The sequence below is a fragment of the Streptomyces sp. NPDC088246 genome, assembly GCF_044741025.1.
Classification (GTDB): Bacteria; Actinomycetota; Actinomycetes; order Streptomycetales; family Streptomycetaceae; genus Streptomyces.
On sequence record NZ_JBIURV010000012.1, the window covers coordinates 60,504 to 84,700 of the forward strand.

At 66.9% G+C, this 24,197-nt stretch carries 36 protein-coding genes; 34 read left to right on the forward strand and 2 right to left on the reverse strand.

The window, feature by feature from the left end; translation table 11 throughout:
* The first annotated feature begins 8 nt into the window (after nucleotides 1-8).
* From rplC to truA, 31 genes are all read left to right on the forward strand, one after another.
* Complete coding sequence (gene rplC, locus ACIPEK_RS18365) at nucleotides 9-653, forward strand: 50S ribosomal protein L3 (RefSeq protein WP_031080467.1); 645 nt, start codon at nucleotides 9-11, stop codon at nucleotides 651-653.
* Between the two features lie 4 nt (nucleotides 654-657).
* Complete coding sequence (gene rplD, locus ACIPEK_RS18370) at nucleotides 658-1,308, forward strand: 50S ribosomal protein L4 (protein WP_093897249.1); 651 nt, start codon at nucleotides 658-660, stop codon at nucleotides 1,306-1,308.
* Entirely contained in the window at nucleotides 1,308-1,631 is a 324-nt protein-coding gene (gene rplW / locus ACIPEK_RS18375; protein WP_014154589.1) for a 50S ribosomal protein L23, read from the forward strand. Before rplD ends, rplW begins: the two co-directional genes overlap by 1 nt.
* 39 nt (nucleotides 1,632-1,670) lie before the next feature.
* A complete protein-coding gene (rplB, locus tag ACIPEK_RS18380) occupies nucleotides 1,671-2,507 on the forward strand; it encodes a 50S ribosomal protein L2 (protein WP_093773282.1) in 837 nt (278 codons plus the stop codon).
* A 12-nt stretch (nucleotides 2,508-2,519) separates the two neighbouring features.
* Entirely contained in the window at nucleotides 2,520-2,801 is a 282-nt protein-coding gene (gene rpsS, locus ACIPEK_RS18385) for a 30S ribosomal protein S19 (RefSeq protein ID WP_023539342.1), read from the forward strand.
* 42 nt (nucleotides 2,802-2,843) lie between these two features.
* Nucleotides 2,844-3,191 (forward strand): 50S ribosomal protein L22, encoded by a 348-nt coding sequence (rplV, locus tag ACIPEK_RS18390; RefSeq protein ID WP_073733141.1) that lies wholly within the window; start codon nucleotides 2,844-2,846, stop codon nucleotides 3,189-3,191.
* On the forward strand, nucleotides 3,191-4,027 hold the full coding sequence (rpsC, locus tag ACIPEK_RS18395; protein ID WP_030914139.1) for a 30S ribosomal protein S3: 837 nt from the start codon (nucleotides 3,191-3,193) through the stop codon (nucleotides 4,025-4,027). The genes rplV and rpsC overlap by 1 nt, the downstream gene beginning before the upstream one ends.
* 5 nt (nucleotides 4,028-4,032) lie before the next feature.
* Nucleotides 4,033-4,452, forward strand: a complete 420-nt coding sequence (rplP, locus tag ACIPEK_RS18400) for a 50S ribosomal protein L16 (protein ID WP_014047785.1) — start codon at nucleotides 4,033-4,035, stop codon at nucleotides 4,450-4,452.
* On the forward strand, nucleotides 4,452-4,676 hold the full coding sequence (gene rpmC / locus ACIPEK_RS18405) for a 50S ribosomal protein L29 (protein ID WP_124716937.1): 225 nt from the start codon (nucleotides 4,452-4,454) through the stop codon (nucleotides 4,674-4,676). The genes rplP and rpmC overlap by 1 nt, the downstream gene beginning before the upstream one ends.
* Nucleotides 4,676-4,960, forward strand: coding sequence for a 30S ribosomal protein S17 (gene rpsQ, locus ACIPEK_RS18410; protein WP_030977953.1), 285 nt, complete (start codon nucleotides 4,676-4,678; stop codon nucleotides 4,958-4,960). Before rpmC ends, rpsQ begins: the two co-directional genes overlap by 1 nt.
* Before the next feature lie 107 nt (nucleotides 4,961-5,067).
* The gene (rplN, locus tag ACIPEK_RS18415; protein ID WP_003966950.1) at nucleotides 5,068-5,436 is read left to right on the forward strand and encodes a 50S ribosomal protein L14; all 369 of its coding nucleotides are present in this window, start codon (nucleotides 5,068-5,070) and stop codon (nucleotides 5,434-5,436) included.
* Nucleotides 5,437-5,438: 2 nt separating this feature from the next.
* The gene (gene rplX / locus ACIPEK_RS18420; protein WP_003966949.1) at nucleotides 5,439-5,762 is read left to right on the forward strand and encodes a 50S ribosomal protein L24; all 324 of its coding nucleotides are present in this window, start codon (nucleotides 5,439-5,441) and stop codon (nucleotides 5,760-5,762) included.
* A complete protein-coding gene (gene rplE, locus ACIPEK_RS18425) occupies nucleotides 5,762-6,319 on the forward strand; it encodes a 50S ribosomal protein L5 (RefSeq protein WP_093897251.1) in 558 nt (185 codons plus the stop codon). Before rplX ends, rplE begins: the two co-directional genes overlap by 1 nt.
* A 2-nt stretch (nucleotides 6,320-6,321) precedes the next feature.
* On the forward strand, nucleotides 6,322-6,507 hold the full coding sequence (locus ACIPEK_RS18430; protein ID WP_003948630.1) for a type Z 30S ribosomal protein S14: 186 nt from the start codon (nucleotides 6,322-6,324) through the stop codon (nucleotides 6,505-6,507).
* A gap of 224 nt (nucleotides 6,508-6,731) precedes the next feature.
* The gene (rpsH, locus tag ACIPEK_RS18435) at nucleotides 6,732-7,130 is read left to right on the forward strand and encodes a 30S ribosomal protein S8 (RefSeq protein ID WP_037688013.1); all 399 of its coding nucleotides are present in this window, start codon (nucleotides 6,732-6,734) and stop codon (nucleotides 7,128-7,130) included.
* 21 nt (nucleotides 7,131-7,151) lie between these two features.
* Nucleotides 7,152-7,691: a 50S ribosomal protein L6 gene (gene rplF / locus ACIPEK_RS18440; RefSeq protein WP_030914145.1), complete on the forward strand. Its 540-nt coding sequence runs from the start codon at nucleotides 7,152-7,154 to the stop codon at nucleotides 7,689-7,691.
* Nucleotides 7,692-7,693: 2 nt separating this feature from the next.
* A complete protein-coding gene (gene rplR, locus ACIPEK_RS18445) occupies nucleotides 7,694-8,077 on the forward strand; it encodes a 50S ribosomal protein L18 (RefSeq protein ID WP_093540756.1) in 384 nt (127 codons plus the stop codon).
* 47 nt (nucleotides 8,078-8,124) lie between these two features.
* Entirely contained in the window at nucleotides 8,125-8,730 is a 606-nt protein-coding gene (rpsE, locus tag ACIPEK_RS18450) for a 30S ribosomal protein S5 (RefSeq protein WP_030914151.1), read from the forward strand.
* Nucleotides 8,730-8,912: a 50S ribosomal protein L30 gene (gene rpmD, locus ACIPEK_RS18455; protein WP_018550611.1), complete on the forward strand. Its 183-nt coding sequence runs from the start codon at nucleotides 8,730-8,732 to the stop codon at nucleotides 8,910-8,912. The genes rpsE and rpmD overlap by 1 nt, the downstream gene beginning before the upstream one ends.
* Before the next feature lies 1 nt (nucleotide 8,913).
* Nucleotides 8,914-9,369: a 50S ribosomal protein L15 gene (gene rplO, locus ACIPEK_RS18460; protein WP_018550610.1), complete on the forward strand. Its 456-nt coding sequence runs from the start codon at nucleotides 8,914-8,916 to the stop codon at nucleotides 9,367-9,369.
* Between the two features lie 215 nt (nucleotides 9,370-9,584).
* Nucleotides 9,585-10,904 (forward strand): preprotein translocase subunit SecY, encoded by a 1,320-nt coding sequence (secY, locus tag ACIPEK_RS18465; protein WP_401997031.1) that lies wholly within the window; start codon nucleotides 9,585-9,587, stop codon nucleotides 10,902-10,904.
* Nucleotides 10,904-11,560, forward strand: a complete 657-nt coding sequence (locus ACIPEK_RS18470) for an adenylate kinase (protein WP_383074451.1) — start codon at nucleotides 10,904-10,906, stop codon at nucleotides 11,558-11,560. The genes secY and ACIPEK_RS18470 overlap by 1 nt, the downstream gene beginning before the upstream one ends.
* 134 nt (nucleotides 11,561-11,694) lie before the next feature.
* The gene (gene map / locus ACIPEK_RS18475) at nucleotides 11,695-12,531 is read left to right on the forward strand and encodes a type I methionyl aminopeptidase (protein WP_327273498.1); all 837 of its coding nucleotides are present in this window, start codon (nucleotides 11,695-11,697) and stop codon (nucleotides 12,529-12,531) included.
* Between the two features lie 328 nt (nucleotides 12,532-12,859).
* Nucleotides 12,860-13,081 (forward strand): translation initiation factor IF-1, encoded by a 222-nt coding sequence (infA, locus tag ACIPEK_RS18480; RefSeq protein ID WP_003956442.1) that lies wholly within the window; start codon nucleotides 12,860-12,862, stop codon nucleotides 13,079-13,081.
* Nucleotides 13,082-13,141: 60 nt separating this feature from the next.
* Nucleotides 13,142-13,255, forward strand: a complete 114-nt coding sequence (gene rpmJ, locus ACIPEK_RS18485) for a 50S ribosomal protein L36 (RefSeq protein ID WP_003956441.1) — start codon at nucleotides 13,142-13,144, stop codon at nucleotides 13,253-13,255.
* Nucleotides 13,256-13,449: 194 nt separating this feature from the next.
* Nucleotides 13,450-13,830, forward strand: a complete 381-nt coding sequence (gene rpsM / locus ACIPEK_RS18490) for a 30S ribosomal protein S13 (RefSeq protein WP_018519286.1) — start codon at nucleotides 13,450-13,452, stop codon at nucleotides 13,828-13,830.
* A gap of 105 nt (nucleotides 13,831-13,935) precedes the next feature.
* Nucleotides 13,936-14,340: a 30S ribosomal protein S11 gene (rpsK, locus tag ACIPEK_RS18495; RefSeq protein ID WP_003956432.1), complete on the forward strand. Its 405-nt coding sequence runs from the start codon at nucleotides 13,936-13,938 to the stop codon at nucleotides 14,338-14,340.
* A 31-nt stretch (nucleotides 14,341-14,371) separates the two neighbouring features.
* Nucleotides 14,372-14,998, forward strand: a complete 627-nt coding sequence (gene rpsD, locus ACIPEK_RS18500) for a 30S ribosomal protein S4 (protein WP_401997035.1) — start codon at nucleotides 14,372-14,374, stop codon at nucleotides 14,996-14,998.
* 107 nt (nucleotides 14,999-15,105) lie between these two features.
* On the forward strand, nucleotides 15,106-16,128 hold the full coding sequence (locus tag ACIPEK_RS18505; RefSeq protein WP_003966937.1) for a DNA-directed RNA polymerase subunit alpha: 1,023 nt from the start codon (nucleotides 15,106-15,108) through the stop codon (nucleotides 16,126-16,128).
* A gap of 285 nt (nucleotides 16,129-16,413) precedes the next feature.
* Entirely contained in the window at nucleotides 16,414-16,926 is a 513-nt protein-coding gene (rplQ, locus tag ACIPEK_RS18510; RefSeq protein WP_327273496.1) for a 50S ribosomal protein L17, read from the forward strand.
* Nucleotides 16,927-17,013: 87 nt separating this feature from the next.
* Nucleotides 17,014-17,868: a tRNA pseudouridine(38-40) synthase TruA gene (truA, locus tag ACIPEK_RS18515; RefSeq protein ID WP_401997038.1), complete on the forward strand. Its 855-nt coding sequence runs from the start codon at nucleotides 17,014-17,016 to the stop codon at nucleotides 17,866-17,868.
* 22 nt (nucleotides 17,869-17,890) lie between these two features.
* On the opposite strand, the gene ACIPEK_RS18520 is transcribed toward truA, so the two are convergent.
* Entirely contained in the window at nucleotides 17,891-19,786 is a 1,896-nt protein-coding gene (locus ACIPEK_RS18520) for a hypothetical protein (protein WP_401997041.1), read from the reverse strand.
* A 15-nt stretch (nucleotides 19,787-19,801) separates the two neighbouring features.
* The gene (locus ACIPEK_RS18525; RefSeq protein WP_401997044.1) at nucleotides 19,802-20,653 is read right to left on the reverse strand and encodes a hypothetical protein; all 852 of its coding nucleotides are present in this window, start codon (nucleotides 20,651-20,653) and stop codon (nucleotides 19,802-19,804) included.
* Nucleotides 20,654-20,711: 58 nt separating this feature from the next.
* On the opposite strand from ACIPEK_RS18525, the gene ACIPEK_RS18530 reads away from it, so the two are divergent.
* The 3 genes from ACIPEK_RS18530 to rpsI all read left to right on the forward strand — a co-directional run bounded on the left by ACIPEK_RS18530 (nucleotide 20,712) and on the right by rpsI (nucleotide 24,048).
* A complete protein-coding gene (locus ACIPEK_RS18530) occupies nucleotides 20,712-22,340 on the forward strand; it encodes an ABC-F family ATP-binding cassette domain-containing protein (protein ID WP_401997340.1) in 1,629 nt (542 codons plus the stop codon).
* Between the two features lie 692 nt (nucleotides 22,341-23,032).
* Entirely contained in the window at nucleotides 23,033-23,476 is a 444-nt protein-coding gene (gene rplM / locus ACIPEK_RS18535) for a 50S ribosomal protein L13 (protein ID WP_072486702.1), read from the forward strand.
* 44 nt (nucleotides 23,477-23,520) lie between these two features.
* Nucleotides 23,521-24,048, forward strand: a complete 528-nt coding sequence (rpsI, locus tag ACIPEK_RS18540) for a 30S ribosomal protein S9 (protein WP_030914197.1) — start codon at nucleotides 23,521-23,523, stop codon at nucleotides 24,046-24,048.
* The last annotated feature ends 149 nt before the right edge of the window (nucleotides 24,049-24,197 follow it).

A 24,197-nucleotide genomic window follows, 5' to 3' on the forward strand; every position in this document is an offset into this window, starting at 1 on the left:
CGCGCGAGATGGCTAAGAACATTAAGGGCGTCCTGGGCGAGAAGCTCGGCATGACCCAGGTCTGGGACGAGAACAACCGGGTCGTCCCGGTGACCGTCGTCAAGGCCGGGCCCTGCGTCGTCACCCAGGTCCGCACCAACGACAGCGACGGCTACGAGTCGGTCCAGATCGCCTTCGGCGAGATCGACCCGCGCAAGGTGAACAAGCCCCTCAAGGGCCACTTCGCCAAGGCCGACGTGACCCCGCGCCGCCACCTGGTGGAGCTCCGCACCCCTGACGCCAGCGAGTACACGCTGGGCCAGGAGGTCACTGCCGAGGTGTTCGAGTCTGGCGTCAAGGTTGACGTCACGGGCAAGAGCAAGGGCAAGGGCTTCGCCGGTGTGATGAAGCGTCACAACTTCAAGGGTGGCAAGGCGTCCCACGGTGCCCACCGTGTGCACCGCATGCCCGGCTCCATCGGTGGCTGTGCCACCCCCGGCCGTGTCTTCAAGGGCATGCGCATGGCGGGTCGCATGGGCAACGAGCGTGTCACCACCCAGAACCTGACCATCCACGCGGTTGACGCGGAGAAGGGTCTGCTCCTCATCAAGGGTGCAGTCCCCGGTCCGAACGGCGGCCTCGTCCTGGTCCGTACCGCGGCCAAGGGGGCTTGAGGTAATGAGCACCATTGACATCCTTTCGCCGGCAGGCGACAAGGCCGGTACCGTCGAGCTCCCCTCGGAGATCTTCGACGCGAAGACCAGCGTTCCGCTGATCCACCAGGTCGTTGTCGCACAGCTGGCAGCTGCCCGTCAGGGCACGCACAAGACCAAGACCCGCGGCGAAGTCCGTGGTGGTGGCCGCAAGCCGTACCGCCAGAAGGGCACCGGCCGCGCGCGCCAGGGTTCGACCCGTGCGCCGCAGTTCGCCGGCGGTGGCGTCGTCCACGGCCCGCAGCCGCGTGACTACTCGCAGCGGACCCCGAAGAAGATGAAGGCCGCCGCCCTGCGCGGTGCCCTCTCCGACCGGGCACGCCACTCCCGTATCCACGTCGTCACCGGCGTGGTCGACGGTGCAGTCTCCACGAAGGCCGCGAAGACGCTGTTCGGCAAGATCTCGGAGCGCAAGAACCTGCTCCTGGTCGTCGACCGCGCCGACGAGGCCGCGTGGCTGTCCGCCCGCAACCTGCCCCAGGTGCACATCCTGGAGCCGGGCCAGCTGAACACGTACGACGTGATCGTCTCTGACGACGTGGTCTTCACCCAGGCCGCCTTCGAGTCCTTCGTGTCTGGCCCCCAGACCGCTGAGACCGAAGGGAGCGACGCCTGATGAGCGAGGCGACCGTTACCAGCAAGACCTACTCGGACCCGCGCGACGTTCTCGTCAAGCCGGTTGTTTCCGAGAAGAGCTACGCGCTGCTCGACGAGAACAAGTACACGTTCATCGTCGCGCCCGGCTCCAACAAGACCCAGATCAAGCAGGCCGTGGAAGCGGTCTTCTCGGTCAAGGTCACCGGGGTCAACACGATCAACCGGCAGGGTAAGCGCAAGCGCACCAAGACCGGTTTCGGCAAGCGCGCTGACACCAAGCGCGCCATCGTGACCCTCGCCGAGGGCGACCGTATCGACATCTTCGGCGGCCCGACCTCCTGACGGAGGTCGAGTCGTCCGGAATCGGACGAGGACTGAGAAATGGGTATCCGCAAGTACAAGCCGACGACCCCGGGCCGTCGTGGCTCCAGCGTCGCCGACTTTGTCGAGATCACGCGGTCCACGCCGGAGAAGTCGCTGGTCCGCCCCCTGCACAGCAAGGGCGGCCGTAACAACGCCGGTCGTGTGACCGTTCGCCACCAGGGCGGTGGCCACAAGCGCGCCTACCGAGTGATCGACTTCCGTCGTCACGACAAGGACGGCGTGCCGGCCAAGGTCGCGCACATCGAGTACGACCCGAACCGCACCGCGCGCATCGCGCTCCTGCACTACGCGGACGGCGAGAAGCGCTACATCATCGCGCCGCGTGGCCTGACGCAGGGCGACCGTGTCGAGAACGGCCCGGCCGCCGACATCAAGCCCGGCAACAACCTGGCGCTGCGCAACATCCCGGTCGGTACGACCATCCACGCCATCGAGCTGCGGCCCGGCGGCGGCGCGAAGTTCGCCCGTTCCGCGGGTGCCTCCGTGCAGCTGCTGGCGAAGGAGGGCACCATGGCCCACCTTCGTATGCCGTCGGGTGAGATCCGCCTGGTCGACGCCCGCTGCCGCGCCACCATCGGTGAGGTCGGCAACGCCGAGCAGTCGAACATCAACTGGGGCAAGGCCGGCCGCATGCGCTGGAAGGGCGTCCGCCCGACCGTCCGCGGTGTCGCGATGAACCCGGTTGACCACCCGCACGGTGGTGGTGAGGGCAAGACCTCCGGTGGTCGCCATCCGGTCTCGCCGTGGGGACAGAAGGAGGGTCGTACTCGCTCGCCGAAGAAGGCATCGAGCAAGTACATCGTCCGCCGCCGCAAGACGAACAAGAAGCGCTAGGAGCGGGTTTAGATGCCGCGCAGTCTCAAGAAGGGGCCCTTCGTCGACGGCCACCTCATCAAGAAGGTGGACGTACAGAACGAGGCAGGCACCAAGAACGTCATCAAGACCTGGTCCCGTCGCTCGATGATCATCCCGGCCATGCTGGGTCACACCATCGCGGTGCACAACGGCAAGATCCACGTCCCGGTGTTCGTCACCGAGTCGATGGTCGGCCACAAGCTCGGCGAGTTCTCGCCGACTCGCACCTTCCGCGGCCACGTCAAGGACGACCGGAAGTCGAAGCGCCGCTAGCGCGGGGTGGAAACGACTATGACTCACACCGAAGGGACAACCATGGAAGCCAGGGCCCAGGCGCGGTACATCCGCGTCACGCCCATGAAGGCCCGCCGAGTGGTGGACCTCATCCGTGGCATGGATGCCACGGAGGCTCAGGCGGTCCTGCGTTTCGCCCCGCAGGCCGCGAGCGTGCCGGTTGGCAAGGTGCTGGACAGCGCCATTGCCAACGCCGCACACAACTACGACCACCCCGACGCCTCTTCGCTGGTCATCAGCGAGGCGTTTGTGGACGAGGGTCCGACCCTGAAGCGGTTCCGTCCGCGTGCTCAGGGCCGTGCCTACCGGATCCGTAAGCGGACCAGCCACATCACCGTGGTCGTCAGCAGCAAGGAAGGAACCCGGTAATGGGCCAGAAGGTTAACCCGCATGGGTTCCGGCTCGGCATTACCACGGACTTCAAGTCCCGTTGGTACGCCGACAAGCTGTACAAGGACTACGTCAAGGAAGACGTTGCCATTCGTCGCATGATGACGAAGGGCATGGAGCGGGCCGGCATCTCGAAGGTCGAGATCGAGCGCACCCGCGACCGCGTCCGCGTTGACATCCACACCGCCCGCCCGGGCATCGTCATCGGTCGCCGTGGCGCCGAGGCCGACCGCATCCGTGGCGAGCTGGAGAAGCTGACCGGCAAGCAGGTCCAGCTGAACATCCTCGAGGTCAAGAACCCCGAGGTGGACGCTCAGCTGGTGGCCCAGGCCGTCGCCGAGCAGCTCTCCTCCCGCGTCTCCTTCCGTCGTGCCATGCGCAAGAGCATGCAGAGCTCGATGAAGGCCGGCGCCAAGGGCATCAAGATCCAGTGCGGTGGCCGCCTCGGCGGCGCCGAGATGTCCCGCTCGGAGTTCTACCGCGAGGGCCGTGTGCCCCTGCACACGCTCCGCGCGAACGTCGACTACGGCTTCTTCGAGGCCAAGACGACCTTCGGCCGCATCGGTGTGAAGGTCTGGATCTACAAGGGCGACGTCAAGAACATCGCCGAGGTCCGCGCCGAGAACGCTGCTGCCCGCGCTGGCAACCGCCCGGCCCGTGGCGGCGCTGACCGCCCGGCCGGCCGTGGTGGCCGCGGTGGCGAGCGTGGCGGTCGCGGTCGCAAGCCGCAGCAGTCCGCGCCGGCAGCCGAGGCCCCCAAGGCCGAGGCTCCCGCCGCCGCTGCTCCGGCTGAGAGCACCGGAACGGAGGCCTGACCGAAATGCTGATCCCCCGTAGGGTCAAGCACCGCAAGCAGCACCACCCGAAGCGCAGCGGTATGTCCAAGGGTGGCACGCAGGTTGCGTTCGGCGAGTACGGCATCCAGGCGCTGACCCCGGCGTACGTGACGAACCGCCAGATCGAGGCAGCTCGTATCGCGATGACCCGCCACATCAAGCGTGGCGGCAAGGTCTGGATCAACATCTACCCGGACCGCCCCCTGACGAAGAAGCCTGCCGAGACCCGCATGGGTTCCGGTAAGGGTTCTCCCGAGTGGTGGATCGCGAACGTCAAGCCCGGTCGGGTGATGTTCGAGCTGTCCTACCCGAACGAGAAGATTGCTCGTGAGGCGCTTACCCGCGCTGCTCACAAGCTTCCGATGAAGTGCCGGATCGTTCGGCGCGAGGCAGGTGAGTCGTGATGTCGGCCGGTACCAAGGCGTCCGAGCTGCGCGAACTGGGCGGCGAGGAGCTTCTCAACAAGCTCCGCGAGGCCAAGGAAGAGCTGTTCAATCTCCGCTTCCAGGCGGCGACGGGCCAGCTCGAGAACCACGGTCGGCTCAAGTCCGTCCGTAAGGACATCGCCCGGATCTACACCCTGATGCGCGAGCGCGAGCTGGGCATCGAGACGGTGGAGAGCGCCTGATGAGCGAGAAGACTGTGACTGAGACGAACACCGACCGCGGTTTCCGCAAGACCCGTGAGGGTCTGGTCGTCAGCGACAAGATGGACAAGACCGTCGTCGTCGCTGTCGAGGACCGTGTCAAGCACGCGCTGTACGGCAAGGTCATCCGCCGTACGAACAAGCTCAAGGCGCACGACGAGCAGAACGCCGCAGGCGTCGGCGACCGCGTCCTCCTGATGGAGACCCGGCCGCTGTCCGCCACGAAGCGGTGGCGCGTCGTCGAGATCCTCGAGAAGGCCAAGTAATTCCTGAGGGGCATTCCCCTCAGGCAAGTTCCGCCAGGCTCGGTGGGGGTCCGCTCCGGTAACGGAGTGGCCCCCGCCGGGAACCGGCAGACGATCAGGAGATAGACGTGATCCAGCAGGAGTCGCGACTTCGCGTCGCCGACAACACGGGTGCGAAGGAAATCCTCACCATCCGTGTTCTCGGTGGTTCGGGTCGCCGCTACGCGGGCATCGGTGACGTCATCGTCGCCACCGTCAAGGACGCGATCCCCGGTGGCAACGTGAAGAAGGGTGACGTCGTCAAGGCCGTCATCGTTCGCACCGTCAAGGAGCGTCGTCGTCAGGATGGCTCGTACATCCGCTTCGACGAGAACGCCGCCGTCATTCTGAAGAACGACGGCGACCCCCGCGGCACCCGTATCTTCGGCCCGGTGGGCCGTGAGCTGCGCGAGAAGAAGTTCATGAAGATCATCTCGCTCGCGCCGGAGGTGCTGTAAGCATGAAGATCAAGAAGGGCGACCTGGTTCAGGTCATCACCGGTAAGGACAAGGGCAAGCAGGGCAAGGTCATCGTGGCCTACCCCGCTCAGGACCGCGTCCTCGTCGAGGGTGTCAACCGGGTCAAGAAGCACACCAAGGCCGGTCAGACCGCTCGCGGTTCGCAGACCGGTGGCATCGTCACGACCGAGGCCCCCATTCACGTGAGCAACGTTCAGCTCGTCGTGGAGAAGGACGGCAACAAGGTCGTCACGCGCGTCGGTTACCGCTTCGACGACGAAGGCAACAAGATCCGCGTTGCCAAGCGGACGGGTGAGGACATCTGATGGCTACCACCACCACTCCGCGTCTGAAGACGAAGTACCGCGAGGAAATCGCCGGCAAGCTGCGTGAGGAGTTCTCGTTCGAGAACGTCATGCAGATTCCCGGTCTGGTCAAGATCGTGGTCAACATGGGTGTGGGCGACGCCGCCCGCGACTCCAAGCTGATCGATGGCGCCGTGCGCGACCTCACCACGATCACCGGCCAGAAGCCGGCCGTCACCAAGGCCCGCAAGTCCATCGCGCAGTTCAAGCTGCGCGAGGGCCAGCCGATCGGCTGCCACGTCACCCTTCGTGGTGACCGGATGTGGGAGTTCCTGGACCGTACGCTGTCGCTCGCGCTGCCGCGTATCCGTGACTTCCGTGGCCTGTCGCCGAAGCAGTTCGACGGCCGTGGCAACTACACCTTCGGTCTCACGGAGCAGGTCATGTTCCACGAGATCGACCAGGACAAGATCGACCGGGTCCGGGGCATGGACATCACCGTGGTCACCACGGCGACCAATGACGACGAGGGTCGTGCCCTCCTTCGTCACCTCGGCTTCCCGTTCAAGGAGAACTGACCGTGGCGAAGAAGGCTCTGATCGCTAAGGCCGCCCGTAAGCCGAAGTTCGGCGTTCGCGGGTACACCCGCTGCCAGCGCTGCGGCCGGCCCCACTCCGTCTACCGCAAGTTCGGCCTGTGCCGCGTGTGCCTTCGTGAGATGGCTCACCGTGGCGAGCTGCCGGGCGTGACCAAGAGCTCCTGGTAATTCTCCTTCGCCCTCTGGGCGTTGGGAATTGACGGAAGCTCTCGGTAAGCATCTGGTCGGCAGGAGCCCGCCCTCACATGCCGTAGGCTTGTGGGGTTGGGCGCCTGCCGCCCTAGACCGACTTACTACGCCGTAGGTCCCCGCACCGCACCCGTCCCGCCACTGAGTGGGGAGAGGGATGGCGCATACAGGAAACCCCGGCGAGAGAGGCCGAAGGCCAATTCATGACCATGACTGATCCCATCGCAGACATGCTCACGCGTCTGCGTAACGCGAACTCGGCGTACCACGACTCCGTCGTGATGCCGCACAGCAAGATCAAGTCGCACATCGCGGAGATCCTCCAGCAGGAGGGCTTCATCACCGGCTGGAAGGTCGAGGACGCCGAGGTCGGCAAGAACCTCGTCCTCGAGCTGAAGTTCGGCCCGAACCGCGAGCGCTCGATCGCCGGCATCAAGCGAATCTCGAAGCCGGGTCTGCGTGTATACGCAAAGTCCACCAACCTGCCGAAGGTCCTCGGCGGCCTGGGCGTGGCGATCATCTCCACGTCCCACGGTCTCCTGACCGGCCAGCAGGCCAGCAAGAAGGGCGTAGGTGGGGAAGTCCTCGCCTACGTCTGGTAGTCGGGAACGGAGGAATAGCTCATGTCGCGAATCGGCAAGCTCCCCATCCAGGTTCCCGCCGGTGTGGACGTCACCATCGATGGCCGTACGGTCGCAGTGAAGGGCCCCAAGGGCACCCTCTCGCACACCGTTGCGTCGCCGATCGAGGTCACCAAGGGTGAGGACGGCGTTCTGAACGTCGTCCGCCCGAACGACGAGCGTCAGAACAAGGCCCTTCACGGCCTGTCCCGCACGCTGGTGGCGAACATGATCACCGGTGTGACCCAGGGATACACCAAGGCGCTCGAGATCAGTGGTGTCGGTTACCGCGTCCAGGCGAAGGGCTCCAACCTGGAGTTCGCCCTGGGCTACAGCCACCCGATCCTGATCGAGGCCCCGGAGGGCATCACCTTCAAGGTGGAGTCCCCCACGAAGTTCTCCGTCGAGGGCATCGACAAGCAGAAGGTCGGCGAGACCGCGGCCAAGATCCGCAAGCTGCGGAAGCCTGACCCGTACAAGGCCAAGGGCGTCAAGTACGCCGGCGAGGTCATCCGCCGCAAGGTCGGAAAGGCTGGTAAGTAGCCATGGCATACGGCGTGAAGATCGCCAAGGGCGACGCCTACAAGCGTGCCGCCCTCAAGCGTCGCCACATCCGCGTCCGCAAGCACATCTCCGGTTCGCCGGAGCGTCCGCGCTTGGTCGTGACGCGGTCCAACCGCCACATGGTGGCTCAGGTCATCGACGACATCGCGGGCCACACGCTCGCGTCGGCGTCGACCCTGGATGTCTCCATCCGTGGTGGCGAGGGCGACAAGAGCACCCAGGCCAAGCAGGTCGGCGCCCTGGTCGCTGAGCGTGCCAAGGCCGCAGGCGTCGAGGCCGTCGTGTTTGACCGCGGTGGTAACCAGTACGCCGGGCGGATTGCCGCTCTGGCTGACGCCGCCCGTGAAGCCGGGCTGAAGTTCTAAGCCCCGGTTCCTACGCACAGCGGACGTAACAGAGAGAGGTAAATCCAATGGCTGGACCCCAGCGCCGCGGAAGCGGTGCCGGTGGCGGCGAGCGGCGGGACCGGAAGGGCCGTGACGGCGGCGCAGCTGCCGCCGAGAAGACCGCGTACGTTGAGCGCGTTGTCGCGATCAACCGCGTCGCCAAGGTTGTGAAGGGTGGTCGTCGCTTCAGCTTCACCGCGCTGGTCGTGGTGGGCGATGGTGACGGCACCGTCGGTGTCGGCTACGGCAAGGCCAAGGAAGTTCCCGCGGCCATTGCCAAGGGCGTGGAAGAAGCCAAGAAGAACTTCTTCAAGGTTCCGCGTATCCAGGGCACCATTCCTCACCCGATCCAGGGCGAGAAGGCTGCGGGCGTCGTCCTGCTGAAGCCTGCTTCCCCCGGTACCGGTGTTATCGCCGGTGGCCCGGTGCGCGCCGTTCTGGAGTGCGCCGGCGTTCACGACATCCTGTCGAAGTCGCTCGGCTCCGACAACGCGATCAACATCGTGCACGCGACCGTGGCGGCCCTCAAGGGCCTGCAGCGTCCCGAGGAGATCGCGGCTCGCCGTGGTCTGCCCCTCGAGGACGTCGCCCCCGCGGCTCTGCTTCGTGCACGTGCGGGAGCGGGTGCGTAATGGCTCGCCTCAAGATCACGCAGACGAAGTCGTACATCGGCAGCAAGCAGAACCACCGCGACACCCTTCGTTCGCTCGGGCTCAAGCGCCTGCACGACGTGGTTGTCAAGGAGGACCGCCCCGAGTTCCGCGGAATGGTGCACACCGTCCGCCACCTCGTGACGGTTGAGGAGGTCGACTGACATGGCGGAGAACAAGCCGCTGAAGGCCCATGACCTCCGGCCCGCCCCGGGCGCCAAGACCGCCAAGACCCGTGTGGGTCGTGGTGAGGCGTCCAAGGGTAAGACCGCCGGTCGTGGCACCAAGGGCACCAAGGCCCGTTACCAGGTTCCGGAGCGCTTCGAGGGTGGGCAGATGCCCCTCCACATGCGTCTCCCGAAGCTCAAGGGCTTCAAGAACCCGTTCCGCACCGAGTACCAGGTCGTGAACCTGGACAAGCTCGCGACGCTCTACCCCGAGGGTGGAGAGGTCACCGTGGCCGACCTGGTCGCCAAGGGTGCGGTGCGCAACAACCACCTCGTCAAGGTCCTCGGACAGGGCGAGATCTCCGTGGCGCTGCAGGTTTCGGTTGACGCCGTCTCCGGCTCCGCCAAGGAGAAGATTGCCGCCGCCGGCGGCACCGTCACCGAGCTCGTCTGAGACAACTCGATGGCCTGAACATCCGACCGGGGATGCCTCTCATTTGGGGCATCCCCGGTTGGTCGTTCCTAGGTGGGCATGGTCGCCGGTAAGGTGGCGTGCGTTGTTGTGTGGTAACCCCCCGGGCGCCTGCCCGGGGACCTTTGACTGTTACGTATTCGTCGATCCTCAAGACCGTCACCTCTACGCATTGCGCGGGGGTCGCAGGAGGCACCGTGCTCACCGCGTTCGCCCGGGCGTTCAAGACGCCCGACCTGCGCAAGAAGCTGCTCTTCACGCTCGGCATCATCGTGCTCTACCGGCTCGGGGCACACATCCCGGTACCGGGAGTGAACTACGAGAACGTCCAGACCTGTGTTGATCAGGCCAGCAAGGGCAACAACAGCCTCTTCGGCCTGGTGAACATGTTCAGCGGTGGTGCACTGCTGCAGATCACGATCTTCGCGCTCGGCATCATGCCGTACATCACGGCCAGCATCATTCTTCAGCTGCTGACCGTGGTGATTCCCCGACTCGAGGCGCTCAAGAAGGAGGGGCAGTCCGGGCAGGCGAAGATCACGCAGTACACGCGTTATCTGACCGTCGCGCTCGCCATCCTCCAGGGCACCGGCCTGGTGGCCACCGCCACCAGTGGCGCGCTGTTCAGCGGCTGCCCGGTCGCCGACCAGATCGTGCCGAACCAGTCGATCTTCACGACCATCGTCATGGTGATCACGATGACCGCGGGTACCGCGGCCGTCATGTGGCTCGGTGAGCTCATCACCGACCGCGGCATCGGCAACGGCATGTCGATCCTGATGTTCATCTCGATCGCCGCCAGCTTCCCCGGCGCCCTCTGGGCCATCAAGACCAGCGGCAAGCTGGCCGACGGCTGGATCGAGTTCGGCACCGTCATCCTGATCGGCTTCGTGATGGTGGGCCTCGTCGTCTTCGTCGAGCAGGCCCAGCGCCGTATCCCGGTGCAGTACGCGAAGCGCATGATCGGCCGCAGGTCGTACGGCGGTACCTCGACGTACATTCCGCTGAAGGTGAATCAGGCGGGTGTGATTCCCGTCATCTTCGCTTCTTCGCTGCTCTACATCCCGGCCCTGATCGTCCAGTTCTCCAACTCCACTGCGGGCTGGGCGACCTGGATCAAGGACAACTTCGTCAAGGGCGACCACCCGTACTACATCACGGCGTACTTCCTGTTGATCGTCTTCTTCGCCTTCTTCTATGTGGCGATTTCGTTCAACCCCGAGGAAGTCGCCGACAACATGAAGAAGTATGGTGGCTTCATCCCGGGTATCCGGGCTGGTCGACCTACTGCCGAGTACCTGAGCTACGTGCTCAACAGGATCACTTGGCCGGGCTCGCTGTACCTGGGTCTGATCGCTCTCGTGCCGACGATGGCGTTGGCAGGCTTCGGTGGTGCCAACCAGAACTTCCCGTTCGGCGGGACAAGCATCCTCATCATCGTGGGTGTGGGTCTGGAGACCGTGAAGCAGATTGAGAGTCAGCTCCAGCAGCGCAATTACGAAGGGTTCCTCCGCTGATGCGAATCGTCCTCGTCGGGCCGCCCGGTGCCGGCAAGGGAACGCAGGCTGCGTACCTTGCCAAGAACCTGTCGATTCCGCAGATCTCCACGGGCGATCTCTTCCGTGCCAACATCAGCCAGGGCACCGACCTTGGCAAGCAGGCCCGCGCCTTCATGGACGCGGGGCAGTTGGTGCCGGACGAGGTCACCATCGGGATGGCCAAGGACCGCATGTCCCAGCCGGACGCCGAGAACGGCTTCCTGCTGGACGGCTTCCCGCGCAATGTGGGTCAGGCCGAGGCTCTTGACGCCATGCTCAAGGACGAGGGCACCAAGCTGGACGCGGTCCTGGACCTGGAGGTCCCCGAGGACGAGGTGGTCAAGCGCATCGCCGGCCGCCGGATTTGCCGGAACGACGGCTCGCACGTCTTCCACGTGACGTACAACCCGCCGAGGACCGAGGGCGTCTGCGACACCTGCGGCGGCGAGCTGTACCAGCGCGACGACGACACCGAGGACACGGTTCGTACTCGGCTGGAGGTCTACCACACGCAGACCGAGCCGATCATCGACTACTACAGGGCCCAGAACCTGGTGGTCACCATCTCCGCGCTCGGCAAGGTCACCGATGTGACCGAGCGGGCGATGGAGGCTCTCAAGTCCGCCAAGGACTGAGAGAAAACCCCGCAGTACTTGTGCAGTCGGCCGCGGCGTCCATGGGCGCCGCGGCCGACTGTTTGCGCCGTATCGTTGAGTACGGCCGCACCCGTCACCGTTCCATGCAGTCCGACGCAGAGAGGCGCCGCGCAATGGTGCAGATCAAGACCCCCGAGCAGATCGCGAAGATGCGTGAGGCGGGGCTGGTGGTCGCTGCCATTCACGCGGCCACCCGCGAGGCGGCGGTCCCCGGCGCCACCACGCTGGACCTGGACCAGGTCGCCCGCAAGGTGATCGCCGATCACGGTGCGAAGTCGAACTTCCTCGGGTACGGCGGGTTCCCCGCGACCATCTGCACCTCGGTCAATGAGGTCGTCGTCCATGGCATCCCGGACGACAAGACCGTCCTCAAGGACGGCGACATCATCTCCATCGACGCCGGCGCGATCGTCGACGGCTGGCACGGCGACGCCGCATACACGGCCTTCGTGGGCACCGGTCACGCTCCGGAGCTGATCGAGCTCTCGCGGGTCACCGAGGAGTCCATGTGGGCCGGTATCGCCGCGATGAAGGTGAACAACCGCCTCGTCGACATCTCGAAGGCGATCGAGTCCTACATCCGCCGCCAGCCCCGCCCCGCCACCGGCAAGTACGGGATCATCGAGGACTACGGCGGCCACGGCATCGGTACCGAGATGCACATGGACCCGCACCTGCTGAACTATGTCGCCCGCAAGCGCGGCAAGGGCATCAAGCTCGTGCCCGGCGTCTGCCTGGCCATCGAGCCGATGGTCTCGCTCGGTACGGCGCAGACCGAGGTGCTCCAGGACGACTGGACCGTGATCACGACGGATGGCACCTGGTCCTCCCACTGGGAGCACTCGATCGCCCTCACCGAGCAGGGCCCGCTGGTCCTGACGGCCCCCGACTGCGGCAAGGCGAAGCTGGCCCAGTACGGGATCGAGGCCGCGCCGGACCCCCTGGGCTGATCATCCGCCCGGCGGACGGAGTGCGCGCAGCCGGCCGAAGTCTGCCGCCCTGGCGCCGAGCCCGCGAGGGCTGTGCGAAGGAGGGGCCGGGACCGGGGCGGCGCCGGACCCTTCCTCAAGGTCCTTCAGGACCAGGGGAGGCCCCCCATGGGCCGATTTGACCCCCTTGTGGAGGTCTAAGGATCTCCCGGGGTGGGCAAACTTGACGGATTCGTCTTTTGGAGTCCGCTGACGTAGACTGACTCGTCGGCTCTCGTGCATCCGTGTGTCCACATGTCCACATGTGATGCCGAAAGTCGATCAAGGTAGCCGATTCGAAAGGCGAAGCGTGGCCAAGAAGCAAGGTGCCATCGAAATTGAGGGCACCGTGATCGAGTCCCTCCCGAACGCCATGTTCAAGGTGGAACTCCAGAACGGTCACAAGGTCCTCGCGCACATCAGCGGCAAGATGCGGATGCACTACATCCGAATCCTTCCGGATGACCGGGTCGTCGTGGAGCTCTCCCCGTACGACCTGACGCGTGGCCGGATCGTCTACCGCTACAAGTAGATCTTGCCCGCACCCCGCTTCGGCGTGGTGATGGCACTGACCCGGAGAACCTGACATCCCATGAAGGTCAAGCCGAGCGTCAAGAAGATCTGCGACAAGTGCAAGGTGATCCGCCGTCACGGTCGGGTCATGGTCATCTGCGACAACCTGCGCCACAAGCAGCGCCAGGGCTGACGCACGACCCCCTGCATCTCGCAGTACTTCGCGCGACGCACGTAATACGTACATACGCAGAGTCCGTCCAAGCTTCGGTTGACGACACCTCCGGCGGGGGCCGGGGACCCGGGCGTACCACCTCTCGTCACGAGAGGTCGGCGATCGGGAGCGGCACTGCGGAAGACCCCCGAAATAACAACTGGAGCCATTGAATGGCACGCGTTTCAGGTGTTGACATCCCGCGCGAAAAGCGCGTGGAGGTTGCCCTCACCTACGTCTTCGGTATCGGGCGCACCCGGTCCAAGGAGATTCTCGCCACCACTGGCGTGAACCCCAACACTCGCGTTCGCGACCTGGCCGAAGAGGACCTGGTCAAGATCCGCGAGTACGTGGACGCCAACCTCCGCACCGAGGGTGACCTTCGTCGCGAGATCCAGGCCGACATCCGCCGCAAGGTCGAGATCGGCTGCTACCAGGGCCTGCGTCACCGCCGCGGCCTGCCGGTCCACGGCCAGCGCACCAGCACGAACGCTCGTACCCGCAAGGGCCCGCGTCGCGCGATCGCCGGTAAGAAGAAGCCGGGCAAGAAGTAGTCCTCAGCGGACGCACTGCGGGCGTCCGGGACACCGGCCATCCGCAGCAACCAGCGGTCTTCGCTGTAGGACCGATCACCTCCCCTCTCCATCTGGAGTCAAGACATGCCCCCCAAGGGTCGTCAGGGCGCAGCCAAGAAGGTGCGTCGCAAGGAAAAGAAGAACGTCGCTCACGGCCACGCGCACATCAAGAGCACGTTCAACAACACGATCGTCTCGATCACGGACCCCTCGGGCAACGTGATCTCCTGGGCCTCCGCCGGCCACGTCGGCTTCAAGGGCTCGCGCAAGTCCACCCCCTTCGCCGCGCAGATGGCCGCCGAGTCGGCCGCCCGCCGCGCGCAGGAGCACGGCATGCGCAAGGTTGACGTCTTCGTCAAGGGTCCGGGCTCCGGCCGCGAGACCGCGATCCGTTCGCTCCAGGCCACCGGCCTGGAGGTCGGTTCGATCCAGGACGTCACCCCCACTCCGCACAACGGATGCCGGCCGCCCAAGCGTCGCCGCGTCTGATTCCGTCTGAAGCAACGGAGACAACTGGAAAATGGCGCGATACACCGGGGCCGACTGCAAGCGTTGCCGTCGGGAGAAGCAGAAGCTGTTCCTCAAGGGCAGCAAGTGCGAGAGCGCGAAGTGCCCGATCGAGATCCGTCCTTACCCCCCGGGTGAGCACGGACGCGGGCGCACCAAGGACAGCGAGTACCTTCTTCAGCTTCGTGAGAAGCAGAAGTGCTCGCGGATCTACGGTGTTCTTGAACGACAGTTCGTGAACTACTACAAGGAAGCGAACCAGAAGACCGGCAAGACCGGTGAGAACCTTCTGCGCATCCTTGAGACCCGCCTCGACAACGTGGTCTACCGGGCAGGCTTCGCCAAGTCCCGCGACCACGCCCGTCAGCTGGTGCGTCACGGACACATCGCCGTGAACGGCACGAAGACCGACATTCCGTCGGCCCGCGTCGCTGCGAACGACGTCATCGAGGTTCGCCAGAAGTCCAAGGCCCTGACCCCCTTCCAGGTGGCCCAGGCCGAGGCCGGCGAGCGCACCGTACCGGCGTGGCTCGAAGCCGTGCCGTCGACGATGCGGATCCTCGTGCACTCCCTGCCCGAGCGCCAGGCGATCGACACCCAGGTGCAGGAGCAGCTGATCGTCGAGCTCTACTCCAAGTAGGAGCTCGTGGGTCCGGGCGGTACGGCTCTTTCGGGTCGTGCCGCCCGTACCCTTGTCAGTATCTGGGGGCGTCAAATAGTGGGCGCCCACGACTGAAGGAACGCAACATGCTTATCGCTCAGCGTCCGTCGCTGACCGAAGAGGTCGTTGACGAGTTCCGCTCCCGGTTCGTCATCGAGCCGCTGGAGCCGGGCTTCGGCTACACCCTCGGCAACTCTCTTCGCCGTACGCTCCTCTCCTCGATCCCCGGCGCTGCTGTCACCAGCATCCGGATCGACGGTGTCCTGCACGAGTTCACCACCGTGCCGGGTGTCAAGGAGGACGTCACCGACCTCATCCTCAACATCAAGCAGCTGGTCGTCTCCTCGGAGCACGACGAGCCGGTCGTGATGTACCTGCGCAAGCAGGGTCCCGGCCTGGTCACCGCTGCTGACATCGCCCCGCCGGCCGGCGTCGAGGTCCACAACCCGGACCTGGTCCTGGCCACGCTGAACGGCAAGGGCAAGCTGGAGATGGAGCTGACCGTCGAGCGCGGTCGTGGCTACGTCTCCGCCGTCCAGAACAAGCAGGTGGGCCAGGAGATCGGCCGTATCCCGGTCGACTCCATCTACTCGCCGGTGCTCAAGGTCACGTACAAGGTCGAGGCGACCCGTGTCGAGCAGCGCACCGACTTCGACAAGCTGATCGTCGACGTCGAGACCAAGCAGGCCATGCGTCCCCGTGACGCCATGGCTTCGGCCGGTAAGACCCTGGTCGAGCTGTTCGGTCTGGCGCGCGAGCTCAACATCGACGCCGAGGGCATCGACATGGGCCCGTCCCCGACGGACGCCGCGCTCGCTGCCGATCTGGCGCTGCCGATCGAGGAGCTCGAGCTCACGGTCCGTTCGTACAACTGCCTCAAGCGTGAGGGCATCCACTCCGTGGGTGAGCTCGTGGCTCGTTCCGAGGCCGACCTGCTCGACATCCGCAACTTCGGTGCGAAGTCGATCGACGAGGTCAAGGCGAAGCTGGCCGGTATGGGCCTGGCGCTCAAGGACAGCCCGCCCGGATTCGACCCGACGGCCGCGGCCGACGCCTTCGGCGCCGACGACGACGCGGACGCCGGTTTCGTGGAGACCGAGCAGTACTGAAACGCCTCCGGCTGGGGTGCTCGGGTTTAGTCGGGTGCCCCGGGCCGGAGTGAGGCTTTGTCCTCAATCGCCGGACGGGCTTGAGTCTGGCTCGGGCGTGAGGCTTTGTCCTCAAACGCCGGACGGGCTTGAGTTTCGCTCGGGCGTGAGGCTTTGTCCTCAAACGCCGGACGGGCTTGAGCCTGGCTCTTGCCTGTTCGGATCTGATCTTCTGTGTGGCGTCCGCTGCACGGGAACTGACACCGGTACCTGATACGGCCGGTGCAGCACACAAGGAGAAAAACCATGCCGAAGCCCGCCAAGGGTGCCCGTCTGGGCGGCAGCGCTGCGCACGAGAAGCTTCTTCTCATCAACCTTGCGAAGGCGCTGTTCGAGCACGGCCGCATCACCACGACCGAGGCCAAGGCCCGCCGCCTGCGTCCGGTCGCCGAGCGTTTCATCACCAAGGCGAAGAAGGGCGACATCCACAACCGTCGCCTGGTGCTGCAGTCGATCACGGACAAGGGCATCGTGCACACGCTCTTCACCGAGATCGCCCCGCGGTACGAGAACCGCCCCGGTGGTTACACCCGCATCACCAAGATCGGCAACCGTCGTGGCGACAACGCCCCGATGGCCGTCATCGAGCTGGTCGAGGCGCTGACCGTGGCCCAGCAGGCCACCGGTGAGGCCGAGGCCGCGACCAAGCGTGCGGTCAAGGAAGACGCCCTCAAGAAGGACGAGGCCCCGGCCGAGTCCGCCGAGGTCGTCGAGGACGCCAAGCCGGCCGAGGCCGACGCGGAGTCCAAGGACGCCTGAGCGTTCTGAGACCACTGGACGGGCCCGCATCACCCTTCGGGGCGGTGCGGGCCCGTTCCGTATGTACTGGCAGAAAAGGATCCTTCGGTGAGTGACGAGGTAGAGCCCGGCTTCGTACGGGTGCGGCTGGACCTGGCGTACGACGGCAAGGACTTCTCCGGCTGGGCCAAGCAGACCGGCAGGCGGACCGTCCAGGGGGAGATCGAGGATGCGCTGCGGACCGTGACGCGGTCCTCGCGGACGTACGACCTGACCGTCGCCGGTCGCACCGATGCCGGGGTGCATGCCCGGGGCCAGGTCGCCCATGTCGATCTGCCGGACGAGGTGTGGGCCGAGCACGCGGACAAGCTGCTGCGGCGGATGGCCGGACGGATGGCGCCCGATGTACGGATCTGGCGGATCGCGGAGGCTCCGGCCGGGTTCAATGCCCGGTTCTCGGCGCTGTGGCGTCGTTACGCGTACCGTGTCGCCGATCGTCCCGGTGGGGTGGATCCGCTGTTGCGCGGTCATGTGCTGTGGCACGACCGGCCGTTGGACATCGACGCCATGAACGAGGCGGCGGCCCGGATGGTCGGGGAGCACGACTTCGCGGCGTACTGCAAGAAGCGCGAGGGTGCGACGACCATCCGTACGCTGCAGAAGCTGAGTTGGGTACGGGACGAGCCGTCCGGGATCATGACGGCGACCGTGCAGGCCGACGCGTTCTGCCACAACATGGTGCGGGCGCTGATCGGGGCGGCGCTGTTCGTCGGGGACGGGCGCCGTCCGGCCGAGTGGCCGGCACAGGTGCTGGCGGCGCGGCTGCGGGACCCCGGCGTGCACGTGGTGCGTCCGCACGGGCTGACGCTGGAGGAAGTGGCTTACCCCGCCGACGAGTTGCTGGCCGCACGCTCCAAGGAGGCGCGCAACATGCGCACGCTTCCCGGGGGCGGTTGCTGCTGAGAGCCGCGGGCGGGATTCCCGTTCACTCAGGGGCCGGTGCCGCTCCACCGGCGGCCAGGCGCCGCTGTCGCCAGGCGCCCGTCAGCCGGGCCGCCACGTACAGGGCCGAGATCGTGACCACCGTCGCGCCGGCCGGACTGACGTCGGAACCCAGCCAGCCGCGGACCGCGGACGCCGTGAACAGCAGCAGGGCCAGGACACGGACCAGCCACCAGCGTGGTGAGCGGTGCTCATGGCCGTCCGGGGACGAGGGATGTTCACCGTCCTCGGCGGCCATCGTGGACCGCATGCCGGCCAGCAGGCCGCGGCGGGTGAGGACCCGGGCATCGGGGAGGGTGTCGAGGACTTCCGGCCGGTCGCCGAAGCCCGGGGGCAGCGGGGGCAGGGACAGGGCCGCCAGGAGGTCGGACTGGTGGCGGGGCGGGTTGCCCGTGGAGCGGAGGATGTGGGTCAGCGGGCGGGGATCGGCGAGGGCGAAGGCGCGGGACAGGGCCTCGGCCGTGGCGGTGACCGCGGCGTGGTCGGGGGCCGGGGACGTGGCGTTCCACTCGTGGGTGGCCAGGGGCCTGCCCTTGAGGAACAGGGTGAGCCCGCAGCGCTCGGGCATGCGGCGCAGGACCAGCGTGGGCCACTTCTCGCCGGTGGTGAAGTTGTCGGCCGCCGTGGTCAGCGGGTCCTCCGTGGAGAGGATCGAGCGTTTGGCGTGCCGGGCTTCCGGGACGGCCTCGACGTAGGTGTGCGTGGCGGTGGCCGGGGCGGTGCGGAGCGAGACGCCGCACATCAGTGCCGCCTGTGCCACGTCCGCCGGGCGGGCCGCCGCTATCGCGACCGCGCACGGGGCGCCCGGCGCCCAGGCAGGGGGCGTGCGGGGCTGCGGGGGGCGGCCGAAGAACGGGGTCCGGGTCGCCACGTGGATACGGACGCCCGAACGGGTCTCCAGGAACTCCTGGCGCGGGTCGTCGCCGAAGTGCGCCCAGGGGTACTTGGTGGCATGGACGCCGATACTGCGGAACGCGTCCAGCGCTTCGTCCCAGCGCTCCGTACGCAGCAGCATCAGGGCCAGGTGGTTGCGGAAGCCGGCCGCCTCGTGGCTGCCCGGTTCGTACGCGGCCGAGAGGTCCAGTGCGCGGGCGACCGCCGCCGCGACGCGGGGCGCGTACGGGTCGGGGCCGGCGGGTGTGCCGGGGGAGGGGGACAGGACCACGTACTCCAGCGCCGCGGACAGCGGCAGCGCGTGCAGTTTCGAACCGGGCGGGGCCGTATCGGCCGCGCTCTCGGCGAAGCCGAACATCTCCTCGTGCGACCCGCACCACTTCGCGCACAGGTACTGGAGGGCCGCGGCATGGCATCCGTAGTGGTGCGGGTCGCGTGCCAGGGCCTGCGCCCAGTACTCGTCGAAGACATCGCGCGGGGCCTGGCTGCCCCTGGCATGGGTCAGGGCGATGCGCCACGGCACGGGGTCGGCGGGGTTGAGCTCGGCCGCCCTGCCGATCACCGGGGCCGCGTCCTCCAGCAGCGCGAAGAAGGCCCGGAACTGCTCGCGCGAGACATGCTTGGCGCGTTCTGCCGTACGTATCTCCCAGGCCCGGTCGATACAGAGGTCCGCCCGGACCAGAGCCGCGTCCGGGTCCCCGGGGGATTCGGCCAGCCAGGCGTCCAGCCAGCCGGGGTTGTGCAGGGCGGCCTCGGCGAGACGGGACACGTAACCGTCCCTCAACTCCCACTGCGTGTGCTCACGGGTCCCGGCGAGCAGTTCGCGAGCGGGGCCGTGGTCGCCCTCGGCGGCCGAGGTCAGGGCGGTGCGGAGTGCGGCGTCCGGGGCGTCGACGACCACGGCCTCGTCCGGCGGCAGATCGGCGCCGATGGCCGCGCTGTGGCGCAGCACGCGGGGCAGGGCGAGGAGGAACGGAAGGCGCACGAGATCCCCGCCGTGTCAGGCGGCGGGTGCGGTGGCCGCCGCCGATGCCTGGAGCTCGCCGCGGTGGTGGATCTGACGGAACGTGAAGTTCGTCAGGTCGTCACCGGTGGTGAAGGCGTTCTTGTCGGCCTTGGTGACGTTCTTGCCACTGGTGTACCCGGTGATGGCGAAGTAGGCATAGCGGCCGTAGGAGTTGGCGGTAAGGCGGCAGACCGATCCGGTGGGGCAGAAGGCCGGCACACCCGCGCCGCTCAGTGTGGCGATGCTGCCGCTCGACTGCTGGGCCGCCTTCTTCGCCCGGGCTTCCGTCTCGAAGACCGCGAGGCCGACGGTGACGGCGACGCCGTCCTTGCTGTATGTGGCCCGGATGACCTGGTCGCAGCCGTTGTTGACGAGGATCGAGCCGAGCGCGCCCTTGGTGGTGGCGGCGCAGTTCTTCGTCTGCTGCGTCGCGCCCCTGGCGTAGACGCGGTCGCCCATCGTCAGCTTCTTGCCGGGGAAGAACGCGTCGACGGTGATCGGCGCCCTGTCCTTCTTGACGTCGGATATGTAGTCCTTCGGGTCCGGCGGGGGCGGTGGTGCCACCGAGGAGAAGGACGGCTCGGGCTCGGCGGTGTTGTGCGGCAGGTCGGTCGGTGCCGGCAGCTCGCTCGCGTTCTTGCCGGAGCCGGTGGCGCTCTTGTTGTTGGTCGAGATGACCGCCGTCGCCACGATGGCGCCGACCGCCGCGGTGGCGAGCACGCCGCCGCCGATCAGCAGCCACTTCTTGCGGCGGCCGCGCGCGGCGGACTCGTCGGCCAGCGCTGCCCAGTCCGGAGTCTGTGTGCCCCCGGGCCCCCAGGAGGGTTCCCCTTGCCCAAAGCTCATGCGGCGAATCCTAGACGGAACATAAACCGGTTGGGCCAGGGCTTCGCGGCCCGTGACAATGCTGTGCATGGGACATCTTGAAGCAGGCCATCTGGAGTACTACCTACCGGACGGGCGGGTGCTGCTCGGCGATGCTTCGTTCCGGGTCGCGGACGGGGCCGTGGTCGCCCTCGTGGGGGCGAACGGCGCCGGGAAGACCACGTTGCTGAGGCTGCTCGCCGGGGAGCTCCAGCCGCACGGCGGGTCCGTGTCGGTGAGCGGCGGGCTCGGGGTGATGCAGCAGTTCGTGGGCTCCGTGCGGGACGACCGTACGGTCCGGGATCTGCTGGTCTCCGTCGCCCAGCCGCGCATCCGGGAGGCGGCGCAGGCCGTCGACAAGGCCGAGGAGCTGATCCTCACTGTCGACGACGAGGCCGCGCAGATGGCGTACGCGCAGGCCCTCAGCGACTGGGCGGAGGCCCGTGGGTACGAGGCCGAGACCGTCTGGGACATGTGCACCATGGCCGCGCTCGGTGTCCCGTACGAGAAGGCGCAGTGGCGCGAGGTGCGCACGCTGTCCGGCGGTGAGCAGAAGCGGCTGGTGCTGGAGGCGCTGCTGCGCGGGCCCGACGAGGTGCTGCTGCTCGACGAGCCGGACAACTACCTCGACGTGCCCGGCAAGCGGTGGCTGGAGGGGAAGCTCAAGGAGACCCGTAAGACGGTCCTCTTCGTCTCGCACGACCGGGAGCTGCTGTCCCGGGCCGCGGAGAAGATCGTCAGCGTGGAGCCCGGTCCGGCGGGCAGCGACGTGTGGGTGCACGGCGGCGGTTTCGACACGTACCACGAGGCCCGCAAGGACCGGTTCGCCCGGTTCGAGGAACTGAAGCGACGCTGGGACGAGAAGCACGCCCAGCTGAAGAAGCTGGTGCTCAGCCTTCGGCAGGCGGCGTCCGTCAGCCACGAGCTGGCCTCGCGCTACCAGGCGGCGCAGACCCGGCTGCGGAAGTTCGAGGAGGCCGGACCCCCGCCGGAGCCGCCGCGCGAGCAGGACATCAAGATGCGGCTGCGCGGCGGCCGGACCGGCGTACGGGCGGTGACCTGCAAGGGGCTGGAGCTGACCGGGCTCATGAAGCCGTTCGACCTGGAGATCTTCTACGGGGAGCGGGTCGCCGTCCTCGGCTCGAACGGCTCAGGGAAGTCGCACTTCCTGCGGCTGCTCGCGGGCGAGCCGGTGGCGCACACGGGGGAGTGGAAGCTCGGGGCGCGTGTCGTACCGGGTCACTTCGCGCAGACGCACGCCCATCCGGAGCTGCTGGGCCACACGCTCGTCGAGATCCTGTGGACCGAGCATGCCAAGGACCGCGGCGGGGCGATGTCCGTGCTGCGGCGGTACGAGCTGGAGAGGCAGGGGGACCAGCCGTTCGAGAAGCTGTCCGGCGGGCAGCAGGCACGGTTCCAGATCCTGCTCCTGGAGCTGGCCGGCACGACGGCACTGCTGCTGGACGAGCCGACGGACAACCTGGACCTGGAGTCGGCCGAGGCCCTGCAGGACGGTCTTGAGGCGTACGAGGGGACAGTGATGGCCGTCACGCACGACCGCTGGTTCGCGAAGTCCTTCGACCGGTATCTGGTGTTCGGCTCGGACGGCGTCGTACGGGAGGCGACGGAGCCGGTGTGGGACGAGCGGAGGGTGGAGCGGGTGCGGTGAGGGGTCGGTGGGGGCGCCGGGGCGGCGCTCACCCGTCCGGGTGAGCGGTCCAGGAAGAGCCGACGTGTCCGATGCGTGGAGTCGCGGTGTCGGAGCAGGCGCGGGAGCGGATCGTTTCGTGTGGTGATCCGGATGTGTTGGGTCACTGGCTCGACCGGCCGTTGGCCGCCGAGGTCGCCCCAGGAGGGTGCTGAAGATCTTGGCCGGGCTCGCGACGCCCGGCACGCACATCTGCGGCGTTGCCGAAACGCCCTGATAGCTCCTTCCCCGAGCTCTCAGCTTCGTTCGAGCAGGGGAGACCCATTCGAGGACACTCCGGCGCCTTGCAGCTGCACGCACCGAACGCCGCTCCCTGATCCGGCCAAGACCTTCAGCACCCTCCGAGGACTTGCCCGCGGCGGCCGAGGCCTGGCTTCGAGGCGCCTGAACGCCGGGCTTCGGGGCGGCCGGAAGCCTGGCAGGGCCGGGATCCGGGGGCTGTTTTGACCCGCGCGGGGGAGCGACGGTATTCTTCTGGTTTGTTATGCGTATTGGCTTGGTCGTTCTCACGCGAGGGGCCCTTACGCCGGTCCACCGGGCCGATGACCAGCGGCAGGCACTCGGGTTGCGTCCCCGCAGCGCCGCCAAGGCTGGTGTGATCGTCCGGGTGGCCTTGTCAGGACTCACTCACTGAAGAAGCGAAGGCTACGACCGTGCGTACGTACAGCCCCAAGCCCGGCGATGTGACGCGCCAGTGGCACATCATTGACGCGCAGGACATCGTCCTGGGCCGTCTGGCCACCACGGCTGCGAACCTCCTCCGCGGCAAGCACAAGGCGATTTACGCCCCCCACATGGACATGGGCGACTTCGTCATCATCATCAACGCCGAGAAGGTTCACCTCTCCGGCAACAAGAAGACCCAGAAGATGGCGTACCGCCACTCCGGGTTCCCGGGTGGTCTCCGCTCCGTCCGTTACGACGAGCTGCTCGCCAAGAGCCCCGAGAAGGCTGTCGAGAAGGCCATCAAGGGCATGATCCCCAAGAACAGCCTGGGCCGTCAGATGCTCTCGAAGCTCAAGGTCTACGCGGGCGACCAGCACCCGCACGCTGCTCAGCAGCCGGTCCCGTTCGAGATCACCCAGGTCGCGCAGTAGTTCCGGCCTCCCCCTAAGACCAAAAGAAAGATCTGAGGAGAATCGTGGCCGAGACCACTGTTGAGAACCCCGTCGAGGGCACCGAGGGCGAAGAGGTTTTCGCTGAGGTGACCACCTTCGAGTCCGAGGTTCCCGTCGAGGGCGAGTACACCAGCGAGTCGCTGGCCTCCCGCTTCGGCGACCCGCAGCCCGCCGCCGGCCTTGGCCGTCGGAAGAACGCCATCGCCCGCGTCCGGATCGTTCCGGGCACCGGTAAGTGGAAGATCAACGGTCGCACCCTTGAGGACTACTTCCCCAACAAGGTGCACCAGCAGGAAGTCAACGAGCCCTTCAAGGTGCTCGAGCTCGACAACCGCTACGACGTCATCGCCCGCATCTCGGGTGGCGGCGTCTCGGGTCAGGCCGGCGCCCTGCGCCTCGGTGTGGCCCGTGCGCTGAACGAGGCGGACGTGGACAACAACCGCGCCCCGCTGAAGAAGGCCGGCTTCCTCTCCCGCGACGACCGTGCGGTCGAGCGCAAGAAGGCCGGTCTCAAGAAGGCCCGTAAGGCCCCGCAGTACAGCAAGCGCTAAACCGCCTGCTCATTTGCTTTACACGTTCGCCCCGGCGGCACACCTTGTGCTTGCCGGGGCGTTCGTCTATCGGCACCCCCGGGCGTATAACGGCATAAGACGTTCATACGCTTGCATACGCAGCGTTGTGTTGCGCTGCCCGGCGACGG

Bases quoted from the DNA above. Each gene is read 5' to 3' on its own strand.
- rplX (WP_003966949.1), top strand. From the start codon at position 5,439: ATGAAGATCAAGAAGGGCGACCTGGTTCAGGTCATCACCGGTAAGGAC.
- rpsC (WP_030914139.1), top strand. From the start codon at position 3,191: ATGGGCCAGAAGGTTAACCCGCATGGGTTCCGGCTCGGCATTACCACG.
- rplO (WP_018550610.1), top strand. From the start codon at position 8,914: ATGGCGGAGAACAAGCCGCTGAAGGCCCATGACCTCCGGCCCGCCCCG.
- rpsH (WP_037688013.1), top strand. From the start codon at position 6,732: ATGACCATGACTGATCCCATCGCAGACATGCTCACGCGTCTGCGTAAC.
- ACIPEK_RS18525 (WP_401997044.1), bottom strand. From the start codon at position 20,653: ATGAGCTTTGGGCAAGGGGAACCCTCCTGGGGGCCCGGGGGCACACAG.
- rplV (WP_073733141.1), top strand. From the start codon at position 2,844: ATGGAAGCCAGGGCCCAGGCGCGGTACATCCGCGTCACGCCCATGAAG.
- rplR (WP_093540756.1), top strand. From the start codon at position 7,694: ATGGCATACGGCGTGAAGATCGCCAAGGGCGACGCCTACAAGCGTGCC.
- ACIPEK_RS18530 (WP_401997340.1), top strand. From the start codon at position 20,712: ATGCTGTGCATGGGACATCTTGAAGCAGGCCATCTGGAGTACTACCTA.
- map (WP_327273498.1), top strand. From the start codon at position 11,695: ATGGTGCAGATCAAGACCCCCGAGCAGATCGCGAAGATGCGTGAGGCG.
- rpsK (WP_003956432.1), top strand. From the start codon at position 13,936: ATGCCCCCCAAGGGTCGTCAGGGCGCAGCCAAGAAGGTGCGTCGCAAG.
- ACIPEK_RS18470 (WP_383074451.1), top strand. From the start codon at position 10,904: ATGCGAATCGTCCTCGTCGGGCCGCCCGGTGCCGGCAAGGGAACGCAG.
- rpsQ (WP_030977953.1), top strand. From the start codon at position 4,676: ATGAGCGAGAAGACTGTGACTGAGACGAACACCGACCGCGGTTTCCGC.
- rplD (WP_093897249.1), top strand. From the start codon at position 658: ATGAGCACCATTGACATCCTTTCGCCGGCAGGCGACAAGGCCGGTACC.
- rpmC (WP_124716937.1), top strand. From the start codon at position 4,452: ATGTCGGCCGGTACCAAGGCGTCCGAGCTGCGCGAACTGGGCGGCGAG.
- rplF (WP_030914145.1), top strand. From the start codon at position 7,152: ATGTCGCGAATCGGCAAGCTCCCCATCCAGGTTCCCGCCGGTGTGGAC.
- rpsS (WP_023539342.1), top strand. From the start codon at position 2,520: ATGCCGCGCAGTCTCAAGAAGGGGCCCTTCGTCGACGGCCACCTCATC.
- rpmD (WP_018550611.1), top strand. From the start codon at position 8,730: ATGGCTCGCCTCAAGATCACGCAGACGAAGTCGTACATCGGCAGCAAG.
- rplQ (WP_327273496.1), top strand. From the start codon at position 16,414: ATGCCGAAGCCCGCCAAGGGTGCCCGTCTGGGCGGCAGCGCTGCGCAC.
- rpsE (WP_030914151.1), top strand. From the start codon at position 8,125: ATGGCTGGACCCCAGCGCCGCGGAAGCGGTGCCGGTGGCGGCGAGCGG.
- rplW (WP_014154589.1), top strand. From the start codon at position 1,308: ATGAGCGAGGCGACCGTTACCAGCAAGACCTACTCGGACCCGCGCGAC.
- rplC (WP_031080467.1), top strand. From the start codon at position 9: ATGGCTAAGAACATTAAGGGCGTCCTGGGCGAGAAGCTCGGCATGACC.
- rplB (WP_093773282.1), top strand. From the start codon at position 1,671: ATGGGTATCCGCAAGTACAAGCCGACGACCCCGGGCCGTCGTGGCTCC.
- ACIPEK_RS18505 (WP_003966937.1), top strand. From the start codon at position 15,106: ATGCTTATCGCTCAGCGTCCGTCGCTGACCGAAGAGGTCGTTGACGAG.
- rpmJ (WP_003956441.1), top strand. From the start codon at position 13,142: ATGAAGGTCAAGCCGAGCGTCAAGAAGATCTGCGACAAGTGCAAGGTG.
- rplE (WP_093897251.1), top strand. From the start codon at position 5,762: ATGGCTACCACCACCACTCCGCGTCTGAAGACGAAGTACCGCGAGGAA.
- rpsD (WP_401997035.1), top strand. From the start codon at position 14,372: ATGGCGCGATACACCGGGGCCGACTGCAAGCGTTGCCGTCGGGAGAAG.
- rpsM (WP_018519286.1), top strand. From the start codon at position 13,450: ATGGCACGCGTTTCAGGTGTTGACATCCCGCGCGAAAAGCGCGTGGAG.
- rplP (WP_014047785.1), top strand. From the start codon at position 4,033: ATGCTGATCCCCCGTAGGGTCAAGCACCGCAAGCAGCACCACCCGAAG.